9 protein-coding genes are annotated in these 11,454 nt (G+C 73.5%); 4 read left to right on the top strand and 5 right to left on the bottom strand.

Translation table 11 applies throughout. The features are described 5' to 3' along the window. The first annotated feature begins 64 nt into the window (after window positions 1-64). Complete coding sequence (locus ACIBR0_RS10435; RefSeq protein WP_396714185.1) at window positions 65-757, top strand: hypothetical protein; 693 nt, start codon at window positions 65-67, stop codon at window positions 755-757. Then, window positions 754-1,578 (top strand): NAD(+) diphosphatase, encoded by an 825-nt coding sequence (gene nudC, locus ACIBR0_RS10430; protein WP_396714183.1) that lies wholly within the window; start codon window positions 754-756, stop codon window positions 1,576-1,578. The genes ACIBR0_RS10435 and nudC overlap by 4 nt, the downstream gene beginning before the upstream one ends. 16 nt (window positions 1,579-1,594) lie before the next feature. Here nudC and ACIBR0_RS10425 read toward each other — a convergent pair whose 3' ends face one another. The 4 genes from ACIBR0_RS10425 to mfd form a co-directional block, all read right to left on the bottom strand. Beyond that, a complete protein-coding gene (locus ACIBR0_RS10425) occupies window positions 1,595-3,214 on the bottom strand; it encodes a DUF885 domain-containing protein (RefSeq protein ID WP_396714182.1) in 1,620 nt (539 codons plus the stop codon). Between the two features lie 92 nt (window positions 3,215-3,306). Further along, on the bottom strand, window positions 3,307-4,290 hold the full coding sequence (locus ACIBR0_RS10420; protein WP_396714181.1) for a nucleoside triphosphate pyrophosphohydrolase: 984 nt from the start codon (window positions 4,288-4,290) through the stop codon (window positions 3,307-3,309). 2 nt (window positions 4,291-4,292) lie between these two features. Next, complete coding sequence (locus tag ACIBR0_RS10415; protein WP_396714179.1) at window positions 4,293-5,090, bottom strand: hypothetical protein; 798 nt, start codon at window positions 5,088-5,090, stop codon at window positions 4,293-4,295. Window positions 5,091-5,141: 51 nt separating this feature from the next. Further along, window positions 5,142-8,777 carry a transcription-repair coupling factor gene (gene mfd / locus ACIBR0_RS10410; protein WP_396714177.1) on the bottom strand — a complete coding sequence of 1,212 codons (3,636 nt, stop codon included), beginning with the start codon at window positions 8,775-8,777 and terminating at the stop codon, window positions 5,142-5,144. 153 nt (window positions 8,778-8,930) lie between these two features. Here mfd and ACIBR0_RS10405 point away from each other — a divergent pair, with 153 nt between their 5' ends. Beyond that, window positions 8,931-9,836 (top strand): helix-turn-helix domain-containing protein, encoded by a 906-nt coding sequence (locus ACIBR0_RS10405; protein WP_396714175.1) that lies wholly within the window; start codon window positions 8,931-8,933, stop codon window positions 9,834-9,836. 271 nt (window positions 9,837-10,107) lie between these two features. Here ACIBR0_RS10405 and ACIBR0_RS10400 read toward each other — a convergent pair whose 3' ends face one another. Continuing rightward, complete coding sequence (locus tag ACIBR0_RS10400) at window positions 10,108-11,148, bottom strand: S66 peptidase family protein (RefSeq protein WP_396714173.1); 1,041 nt, start codon at window positions 11,146-11,148, stop codon at window positions 10,108-10,110. A gap of 106 nt (window positions 11,149-11,254) precedes the next feature. Between ACIBR0_RS10400 and ACIBR0_RS10395 the strand changes: the two genes are divergently transcribed. Further along, entirely contained in the window at window positions 11,255-11,422 is a 168-nt protein-coding gene (locus ACIBR0_RS10395) for a hypothetical protein (protein ID WP_396714171.1), read from the top strand. Window positions 11,423-11,454 lie beyond the last annotated feature (32 nt).

The following is an 11,454-nucleotide window of genomic DNA, read 5'->3' as shown; positions in this document are numbered from 1 at the left end:
ATTCTCGGGCGTCAACCGGCAACGGGTTTGCGCGCGGTTGATCCCATCGGCAAGGCTGGTCGCCATGCCCGCCGCCTCGACCACCCTCCGCCTGCTCGCCGTGTCGGTCATCGCGTCGTTCACCATCACCGGCTGCCAGACCCTCGACGACGCCGGCCGGGCCATCGGGCGGTCCGACCTCGTCAACGACCTCGCCACCCGGCTCGACCAGTCGCTGACCCTGACCTACTCGGCCGAGTACCAGCTCCCCGCCGGGCAGACCGCCACCATCGCCCAGGCACAGGACCCGGCCCGCTCCGCGTACACGTGGCCGGGCGGGAAGCTGACCGTCACCGAGGAGGCCACGGCCCGCTGCGAGACGACCGCCGCCCGTGCGGTCTGCACCCTGGAGGCGCCGCCGGCCGCCAACACCAAGCCGTCGGTCACCCTCTTCACCGAGGCCAAGGAGCACGGCCTGGTCACCCCGCCGGTGGTCATGCAGCTGCTGACCACCGCGGCGCTCGACCCCCAGGCCGTGATCACGCAGAGTGACACCACCCTGGCGGGTCGGCACGCCACGTGCGTCGACGTTCAGCAGTCGGCCGGCGACTTCTCCGCCTGCGTGACGACCGAGGGCGCGCTGGGCAGCTTCACCGGGGACGTCGACGGTGAGCGGGTCGAGCTGGCCATGACCGACTACCGGGACGCCGTCGACGGCGACGCGTTCGCGCTGCCGCCCGGCGCCGGCGTGGTGGACCGCCGTACGGCCACCCCGTGACCGCACCCGGCTTCGTCCCCGGAGCCGACGGTTCCACACCCCCCGCGCCGGCCGACCTCGCCCTGCCCGTCGCCGGGCGCAAGCTCCGCACCCGGGACGACGGCGGCCTGCTGCGGATCGCCGACCTGCCGGCCGACACCGCCTGGGTGCCCCTCGGCACGCTCGACGGGCGGCCCGCCTGGGCGACCGAGGTGCCGTCCGCCGAGGACCGGCCCGGCCGCTGGCGGAGCTGGGCCGGCATCGCCGCGGAGCTGCCCGAGCCGCTCGCCACGCTCGCCGGGCGGGCCCTCGCGGTGGTCACCTGGCGGCGTACGCACCGGTGGTGCGGCGCCTGCCGGGCCGAGCTGGCCGACGTGCCGGGCGAGTCCGCGCGGCGCTGCCCCGACTGCGACCTGTACGTGCCGATGCAGCTCTCCGCCGCCGTCCTGGTGGCGATCACCCGCCCAGGACCGGCCGGCCGCCCCGACGAGCTGCTCCTGGTCCGGCACGCGTACGGGCCGACCGGGCTGTGGGCCCTGGTGGCCGGGTTCGTGGACGCCGGGGAGACGCTGGAGGCGGCCGTACGGCGGGAGGTCGGCGAGGAGGTGGGGCTCACCGTCGACGGGCTGCGGTACTTCGGCAGCCAGCCGTGGGCGATGTCCGGCCCGGGCACGCTGCTGGTCGGCTTCACCGCCCGCTCTGTTGATGCTGCCGCCGGGCCGGTGGTGGACGGGAAGGAGCTGAGCGAGGCGCGGTTCTTCCCGCTGGACGCGCTGCCGGCGGAGCTGCCCCCGGCGTACTCGATCTCCCGCTGGCTGATCGACGCGACCGCGCCGGTCTGACCCGCGGCGCCCTTCCCTACACGCCGAGCAGGGTGCGCAGGTGGCGCGGCGGTGGGCAGTCGTGGGCGAGCATCGCGTCGTGCCAGTCCCGCACCGACACGCCGTCCGGCCGGGCCCGGGCGATGTCGGCCATCTCGCTCCACCCGACGAAGTACGTGGACAGCTGGGTCGAGGTGAGCAACGCCCGACGCCACTTGCCGGCCGCCTCGCCCTCCTCCTGGAAGCCGCGCCCGGTCATCAGCGCCATCGCGTCGGCCTCGGTCATGCCCTCGCAGTGCACCAACTGGTCGAGCAGCGCGTTGATGGTCATCCGTAGCTGCATCTTGAGCTGTTGCATCCGCACCGGCAGACCACCGAAGCCGAGGCCGGCCATCACCTCCTCGGCGTGCACCGCCCAGCCCTCGATGAACACGCCGGACTCGGTGAGCGGGCGGACCCGGGTCGAGCCGACGTACCGGCGGGCGTGCGCGAGCTGGAGGAAGTGCCCCGGCATCGCCTCGTGCACCGTCAGGTTCCGGATCATGTGGTCGTTGTACTCGCGGTAGAAGGACTCCACCCGGTGCGCCGGCCAGTCCTCCGGCGTCGGCGCGATGCAGTAGAAGGTCGGCAGGGCCGCGGTCTCCAACGGTCCCGGCGAGTCGCAGTAGGCGACCGCGACACCCCGTGCGAACTCCGGCATCTCCTGGATCACGCACGGGTCGTCGACAAGCGTCACCAGGTCGTGCGCCCGGACGAAGTCACTCGCCTCGTCGAGGGTGACCGAGGCGAGGTCCACGATGGTCCCGTTGTCGGGGTGCTCGGCGGCGAGCAGGTCCAGCGCCCGGCGTACCGTCTCGTCGTCGGCGGGACCACCGACCAGCTCGACGGCCGCCGCGCGGATCTCCTCGGTGACCCGGTCCAGGTTGGCCCAGGCGCGGCGCTGGATCTCGGCGGCCCCCAGCTCGGTGTCGAGGGTGTGCCAGAGCCGCGCCTCCCACCGGCGGCGGCCGAGGCGCGGCTCCGGCCCGGGGCCGGCGTCGGCGGCCAGCCCGGCGCGGAGCCAGGCGACGAACTCCTCGCACGCGGCGATCGCCGCCGTGGCGGCCGGCTCGACCCGGTCGTAGGCGGCCGGCGCCTGGGCGAGCAGCGCCGGCACCTCGTCGCGGATCAGCGCCGCCGTGCCGGTGAACTGCCCGACCGCCGTCTCCGCGTGGACCCGCGGCATGTCCCGCAGCGTCGCGCGGGCGGTGGCGAGTGCGTCCGGTACGGCGGCGAGCCGTCCGGCGAGGCTCTCCAGCCGCACCTCGGCGGGCGCGTACGGGCGGGCCACCAGCGCGTGCAGCAGCGGCCCCGGGTTGTGCGCCAGCGGGTTCCACTCGTACGACCGGATCTCGGTGGTCTCGAACAGCGCCCGGTCCACCAGCGCGGTCAGCAGGGCGTGGTCGACGGACTCCTCGACGGCCAGGGCGTCCGGGTCGATCTCGGCGAGCGCGTCACCGGCGTCCCGCAGCATCGCCCGGTCGGCCGCGACGGCGTCGGCCGAGAGGTCCGGCAGCCGGTCGTCGTACCGATGATCCCCGGCCGAGCCGGCCAACCCCGGCCGACTGACGAGCAGAGCCTCGACTATCCGCTCCGCGAGCGGCCCAAAGTCCTCCACCCGCCGAACCCTACCGGCCCACCCCCCAGCCGCCTCCGTTGATCAAGGGGTTTGCGCCGTCGAGCGCGCTGATCCTGGCCCAAACCCCTTGATCAACCGGAGGGGGTGGACCGTTCGGCGGTGCGGACGGACTCGGCGTAGGCCAGGGTGGCGCGGCGGAGGGCGGCTTCCGGGTCCAGTCCTGCCTGCCTTGCCGCGGCTACCGTGGTCAGGAGGCTTGCGCCCAGTCTTGCTTCGGCGTCGACCTGGGTGTCGGCCAGTGGGGGCGGCACCGCCAGGCCGACGCGGGCGGCCCGGTCCAGGATCTTGGCGGCCAGGGCGAGCGCCGGCTGGCTCAGCGCGACGCCGTCCAACACCGAGTCCCGTGCCTTCTCGGCCCGCTTGATCCGCTCCCAGTTCGCCTCGATCTCCTCCAACGTGCCGCCGGCACCGTCCGCGAAGACGTGCGGGTTGCGCCGGACCATCTTGTCGACCAGGTCACCGGCCACGTCGTCGACGGTCCACCGCTGCTCCTCCGGCAGCTCCTCGGCGAGCCGGGCGTGCAGCACCACCTGGAGCAGCACGTCCCCCAGCTCCTCGCGCAGCGCGTCGGTGTCCCCCGCGCTGATCGCGTCGTACGCCTCGTAGCACTCCTCCAGCAGGAACCCGGCGAGGCTGCGGTGGGTCTGCGCCCGCTTCCACGGGTCGCCGCCCGGCGACGCCAGGCGGTCCATCACCGCCACGGCGTCGAGGAGGCGCGCGCCGGGCGGGTCCCACGAGCCGTACATCAGCTCCAGCTCGGCCAGGCCGGGCTGGCGGGCCAACCGCAGCCCCAGCTCCCGCGCCAGGGACTCGTCGCCGGCCGGGCCGGACAGCCAGACCGCCGTGCCGTGCGCGGCCACCGTGTCCAGCAACGCCTGCGTCGCCGGACCGTCCACCACGGTCACCTCGGCGCCCGTCGAGCGGATCGCCGTGGTCAGCTCACTCTCCGCCCCGGCCAGCACCGGAGCCTGGCGTACGACGTCCCAGGCGGCCGCCGTCAGCAACCCGGCCGGCAGCCGGGGTGAGGTGACCAGCAGGACGATCCGCGCCGACATGCTCAGCTGTCGGCCGGCCCGGCCGGCTCGGTCGGCTCGGCCGGCTCGACCGACGGCAGCGGATCCGGGGTGGTGACGTCGGTGACCGCACTGTCGCCCTCGACGTACGGCAGGTTGTACTGCCGGAAGCCACTCTCGGTCTCCAGCAGCGCCGGGATCGCCAGCGCTCCGAAGCGCGGGTTGACGGTGACGTCGAGCTTCTCCACCTCGTCCTGCAGGGCGCTGCTCACCGCGGAGACCTGCCGGGTGAACGGAGCCTGCGCGAAGTTCTGGCGCTGCTCGTCGACCGACCAGCCGGCCGGGGCCACGCCGGCGTCCACCAGCGCCTGGTACAGCGTCTCGCGCGCGTCGTCGGTCGGCTCGGCTCCCGGCAGCCCGGCCTCCAGCGCCAGGTAGACGTCGTACCACTCGGCGGCGAGCGTCGCATACTCGGTGCCCGGCACGCCCAACTCCTGACCGAGCTGCTCCGCGGTCAGCTGGTCCTTCACCTGGATCTGCTTCTCCTCGACGACCCGCTTGCCGAGGTCGATGCCGACCAGCAGGTTGAGGATGTCCTCCCGCTCCACCTTCAGCCGCAGCTGCTCCGGGGTCGGCTCCGCGCCGCTCTGCTTGGCGGCGGCGCGGACCGACTCCTCGTACCTCGTCTGGGCCTCGTCATGAATGGCGGCCACCCGGTCGACGGAGTACCTCATGTCCCCCACGTAGGCGGCGACGTCCGGCGCGGACCGGCCGCACGCGGCGAGTGAGCTGACAGCGAGGACCGCGACGCTGGCGGCGACGGCAAGACGGCGAGCACGCATGACGGTCACTCTCTCACGCCATCCCACCGCTGATGTGACGCCCCCCACCCCTCACCGGGTGGCCCCGACGAGGGCCGCAGGCTCACCGAGGACGTCGGAGAGCAGTTGGGCGCACCACTGGAGCAGCGCCTGGTCGCGCAGGGGCTCACCACCCACCCGTCGGGTGCTCGGGCGCGGCACGCTGACCTGGTCGGTGGCCTGCTTGTAGACCGAGTCCGGGTGGTAGCGCTTGAGCCGCAGCTGCTTCGAGTCGGGCAGCGGCAGCGGGCCGAACCGGATGTGCTTGCCCTGCATGCTCACGTCGGTGAGGCCGTACCGGCGGGCCAGCAGGCGGAACCGGGCCACCGCGACCAGGTTCTGCACCGGGGCCGGCGGCTCGCCGTACCGGTCCGTCATCTCGGCGACGACCTCGCGCAGCCGCTCGTCGTCGCGCGCCTCGGCGAGCTTGCGGTACATCTCCAGGCGCAGCCGCTCCACGCCGACGTAGTCGTGCGGCAGGTGCGCGTCGATCGGCAGGTCGATCTTGACGTCGACCTCCTCCTCCTGACGCTCGCCCTTGAACGCCGAGACCGCCTCGCCGACCATGCGCACGTACAGGTCGAAGCCGACACCCTCGATGTGCCCGGACTGCTCGCCGCCGAGCAGGTTGCCCGCGCCCCGGATCTCCAGGTCCTTCATCGCCACGTACATGCCGGCACCCAGCTCGGTGTGCTGGGCGATGGTGGCCAGCCGCTCGTGGGCGTTCTCGGTCAGCGGCTTCTCCGGCGGGTAGAGGAAGTACGCGTACGCCCGCTCGCGGGCCCGGCCGACCCGGCCCCGGATCTGGTGCAGCTGCGCCAGCCCGAGCAGGTCGGCGCGCTCCACGATCAGGGTGTTGGCGTTCGGGATGTCGATGCCGGACTCCACGATCGTCGTGCAGACCAGGACGTCGAACTCCTTCTCCCAGAAGCCGACCATGACCTTCTCCAGGGCGTCCTCGCCCATCTGGCCGTGCGCCACCGCCACCCGCGCGTCGGGCACCAGCTCCCGCAGCTTCCGGGCGGTCCGGTCGATCGACTCCACCCGGTTGTGCAGGTAGAAGACCTGCCCGTCCCGCAGCAGCTCCCGGTGGATCGCGGCGGCGACCTGCCGGTCGTCGTACGCCCCGACGGCGGTCAGCACCGGGTGCCGCTCCTCCGGCGGGGTGGCGATGGTGGACATCTCCCGGATGCCGGTGATCGCCATCTCCAACGTCCGGGGGATCGGGGTGGCCGACATGCTCAGCACGTCGACCGAGGCCCGCATCGACTTCAGGTGCTCCTTGTGCTCGACGCCGAACCGCTGCTCCTCGTCGATGACCACCATGCCGAGCGACTTGAACCGGGTGGCCGCCTGGAGCAGCCGGTGGGTGCCGATGACGATGTCCGCGGTGCCGTCCGCCGCCATCGCCAGGGTCTGCTCGGCCTCCTTCGCGGTCTGGAAGCGGGACAGCTGCCGGATGGTCACCGGGAACTGGCTCATCCGCTCGGCGAAGGTGTTGTAGTGCTGCTGCACCAGCAGCGTGGTGGGCACCAGCACCGCGACCTGCTTGCCGTCCTGCACCGCCTTGAAGGCGGCCCGGACCGCGATCTCGGTCTTGCCGTAGCCCACGTCACCGCAGATCAACCGGTCCATCGGGACGGTCTGCTCCATGTCCCGCTTGACCTCGTCGATGGCGGCGAGCTGGTCCGGCGTCTCCTGCCACGGGAAGGCGTCCTCCAGCTCCCGCTGCCACGGCGTGTCCGGGCCGAACGAGTGACCCTTGGAGGCCTTGCGGGCCGCGTACAGCTGGATGAGCTGGGCGGCGATCTCCTTGACCGCCTTGCGGGCCCGGGCCTTGGACTTCTGCCAGTCCGAGCCGCCCATCTTGTGCAGGGTGGGCTGCTCGCCGCCGACGTAACGGGACAGCTGGTCGAGCTGGTCGGTGGGGACGAAGAGACGGTCGCCGGGCTGGCCGCGCTTGCTCGCGGCGTACTCGATGACCAGGTACTCCCGGCTGGCGCCGTTGACGGTGCGCTGCACCAGCTCGACGTACCGGCCGATGCCGTGCTGCTCGTGCACCACGAAGTCGCCGGCCTTCAGCTCCAGCGGATCGATGGTGTTGCGCCGCCGGCTCGGCATCTTGCGCATGTCGCGGGTGGAGGTGCCCCGCCCGCCGGTGACGTCGTTGCCGGTGAGCAGCACGAACCGGGACGCCTCGTCGACGAAGCCCGAGGTCAGGCAGCCACAGGAGACGAGCACCTCACCCGGGACGGGGGCCGTCGGCACCTCCTCGGTCATCCGGGCGCCGAGGCCGGCGTCGCGGAGCACCTCGACCGCCCGCTGGGCGGGACCGTGGCCCTCGAAGACCAGCGCGATCGACCAGCCCTCGCCGGCCCAGCGCTTCAGGTCGTCGACCACCCGCGCGGTCTCGCCGTGGTAGAGCGGGGCGGGCTGGGCGGCCAGGGTCACCGCGATCGCGTCGTCGGGGGTGACGTCGACCTCGGTCGGCTCGTCCTCCCAGGGCTGCCGGGCCGGCGTCGCGTCCGCCTCGGCCAGCCCGAACGGCGACAGCGTCCACCAGGGCTGGTGCAGGACACGTGCCCGCGCGCGTACGTCGGCGAGGGTCTTGAAGGCGGCGGCGCCGAGGTCGACCGGGGCCTGGGCGCCGACGGCGGCCGCGGCCCAGCTGGCCTGGAGGAACTCCTCGGAGGTACGCACCAGGTCGTGCGCCCGCGTGCGGATCCGCTCCGGGTCACAGAGCAGCACGTGGGTGCCGGCGGGCATGGTGTCGACCAGCAGCTCCAGGCTCTCGTTGCCGAGCAGCGCCGGAACCAGCGACTCCATCCCCTCGACCGGGATGCCCTCGGCCAGCTTGTCGAGGATCTCGGCCAGCTCCGGGTGCTCCTGCCCGAGCGCGGCGGCCCGCTGCCGCACCGAGGGGGTGAGCAGCAGCTCCCGGCAGGGCGGCGCCCACAGCTGCGGCACACCCTCGATGGTGCGCTGGTCGGCGACCGCGAAGGTGCGGATCTCCTCCACCTCGTCGCCCCAGAACTCGACCCGGGACGGGTGCTCGTCGGTGGGCGGGAACACGTCCAGGATGCCGCCGCGCACCGCGAACTCGCCGCGCTTGGTGACCAGGTCGACCCGGGCGTACGCCATGTCGGTCAACCGGCGGGCCACCTCCTCCAGGTCCGCCTCCTCGCCGGCGGCGAGCTGCACCGGCTCCAGGTCGCCAAGCCCCTTGAGCTGCGGTTGCAGCAGCGACCGGACGGGCGCGACGACGACCCGCAGCGGCCCGGTGCGGCCGTGCGCGTCCGCCGACCCCGGGTGCGCCAGCCGGCGCAGCACGGCCAGCCGCCGGCCGACGGTGTCGGAGCGGGGCGAGAGCCGCTCGTGGGGCAGCGTCTCCCAGGAGGGGAACACCGCCACCTGCTCCGGGGGAAGCAGGCTGCCCAGGGCCGAGGCGAGGTCGTCGGCCTCCCGGCTGGTGGCGGTGACCGCCAGCACCGGTCGGCCCGCGCCCCCGCCGGACTCGTCGGCCGCCACGGCCGCCAACGCGAACGGCCGTAGCGCCGCCGGGGCGGTCAGGTCGAGACCGTCGAGGCGCGCCGCACCGGAACGCGCCAGGTCACGGGCCCGGGCGAGGGCCGGGTCGGCGAGGGCGGCGGCGAAGAGTCCGGTCAGCATGTGATCTGCTCCAGTGCGACGGCACGACGATCACCCCTCGTCCGGGCTGGACGGGGGGTCCCACCAGTCGACACTATCTCTCCGGTAGGACGATCGACGCCCGTGTGGGCTGGATCGGCCCACGCGCCGGTGACGACGACCTGGGGAGGACGGATGCCGGAAGGCGTCGGCAGTGACCCGCGCCGGAAGACCTCGCCCGCCCGCTGGCGGGTGCTGGGCCACCCGGACGGAATCCTGGCGTACCAGGTGCGCTGCATCGTCGAGGACCATGGCTGGTCCCGGACGGCCGTGGAGACGGGGCACAAGGTCATGCTGGGCCGGTCCGGGGTGTACCGGCACCGGGTCAACGGCCGCACCGGCTTCTCCGACGCGACGTCGGTGCTGCTCCTGCGGCCGGGCGACGAGATGGCGGTGGCCCACCCGTTGGGCTGCGGCGACTCGTACACCTGCCTGGAGATCGACACGGAGGTGCTGGCCGAGCGGCCGGACACGGAACGCTGGTTGCACACCGCCGGCTGGCAGGGCTCCTCCGACGGCCCGCTCGACCTGGCCCACCGGATGCTGGTCGCGCAGTTCCGGCGTGGCCTGGACCGCTTCGAGATGGGCGAACGGCTGCACCGCTTCCTCGACCGGCTGCTCGGCCACGTCTCCGCGGACCGCGAGCTTCCCGGGGCGGTGGACCTGGACCGGGCCGTCGGCCGGCGCGCGGCCACGCTGGCCGCCCACCGGCACCTGGCCGACCGGGCGCGGGAGGTGCTCGCCGAAGGGGACTACTCGCTCAGCCTGGACGAGGTCGCCCGCGAGGTGGGGGCCTCTCCGCACCACCTCAGCCGGGTCTTCCAGCGGGTCACCGGGAGCAGCCTCACCGCCTGGCGCAACCGGGTCCGGGTACGGGCGGTGCTCGACATGCTCGCCGAGATCGACGGGCCTCCGCTGCGGGTGGTCGCGTCCGAGTACGGCTTCGCCGACCAGGCGCACCTCACCCGGGTGGTCCGGGAGCAGGTCGGCCACCCGCCCGCCCGCCTCCGCCGGCTCCTCACCCCCGACCAGGCCGCCTGAGGTGCAAGGAAGGGCCCCCCGTTAACGCCTGCGGTATAGCAAGGGCACCCTTTTAACCGGGAGCCACAACCGAGCAAGGATGTTCAAGACCCCGCCCCCCGGCCGCCCGCAGGATGGACGACGTCCCCCGGACACCGCCGACGCGGCGGACGCCGGAGTGGGCGGGCCTGTTCGGGGAGGCCCGCAGCTCGGCATCCGGGATCCACGCCGGCGACGACCCGACGCCGGTTCGGGGCCGGAGGTGCGGTACGGCCTCCGGCCCGCCGCTCGGTCAGTAGCGCACCGAGATGCGCCGCTGCGCCCCGTCCACCCGGACGGTGCCGCCGTACGGGACGACCACCTGCGGGTCGGTGTGGCCCAGGTCGACGTCGAAGACCACCACCGCCTCCGGGTTGTACGCGGCCAGCGCCCGCGTCACCGCGTCCCGCTGCTCGGCGGCGTAGACCTCCTTCTCCGCCGGGGACAGCGGCTTGTCGAAGTGCCACGCCTTGGCCCGGCCGACTAGGACCGCCGGGAAGGTCCCGAGCAATCCCCGCTCCCCCAGGTTGCGCAGGATGCGGAACACCTCGGTGGCCGACGGCAACTCCTCGGAGGTCTCCAGCACGAACACCGAGCCGGCGAGGTCCGCCACGGGGGCGACCCGGTCGGCGGCGAGCAGCCAGTTCAGCACCTCCAGGTTGCCGCCCCAGGCCGGGCCCTCGACCACCGCCGACCGGCCCTGCCAGCGCCAGCCCGCCCCGGAGACCATCAGCGGTTCCTGCGTCAGGCTGCTCGGGTCGTTCCAGTCGCCGGGCTCGTCGCCCCACTCGGTCGCCGGGGTGAGGTCGTACCAGCCGGTGGTGAACAGCGCCGCCCGTAGGGAGTCGGTGGTCAGCGGGTGCAGCCGGCCCGGCCGGCCGAGGTGCACCAGCACCGACCCGCCGTGGTAGCTGACGATCCCCAGCCGGTGCAGGTGGTTGAGGACGTTGGTGTTGTCCGAGTACCCGAAGTACGGCTTGGGGTTGGCCCGCAGCACCTCGTCGTCCACGTGCGGGGTGACGGTGACCAGGTCGTCCCCGCCGATGGTGGCAAGCACGGCGGTGACCGACGGGTCGGCGAAGGCGGCGGTGAGGTCCCGCGCCCGGTCGCGCGGGTCGGCGCCGGACACGCGCGTCGTCGGGTACTCCACCGGCTCCAGGCCGAACTCCTCGCGCAGCCGGCGCAGACCCAGCTCGTACACGTGGGGGAAGAGGGCCGGCAGCCCGGCGGAGGGTGAGACGACCGCGACCCGGTCGCCCGGCTTCGGCTTGGGGGGATACCTCAGCGACGTCATGCCTGGACGCTACCGACGGCGGCCAGCGGTTTTCGTATCGGCCGTCCACCGGATCCCGGGGGGCGAAATGCCCTGTAACAACACGGATCCTCCCTACGCTGGCGGTGTGCAGGTGGGCGCGGTCGGGGCGGCAGCCGGTCTCATCGTCTGGACACTGCTCGGCGTGACCGGTGTGCTCACCGCCACGATCTTCCACGCCCGTCGCCGGGCGGGTCGCGCTGCCCGCCGGCGCGTCGGCCCGCCCACCAGCGCAAACATCGAGCCCGACGACTGAGGTGATAAGAGGGGGCCCTTTTACAACGCCAG

Origin of the sequence: Micromonospora sp. NPDC049497, assembly GCF_044465805.1 — a bacterium.
Lineage (GTDB): Bacteria > Actinomycetota > Actinomycetes > Mycobacteriales > Micromonosporaceae > Micromonospora.
This window is presented reverse-complemented; position numbering and strand designations above follow the sequence as displayed.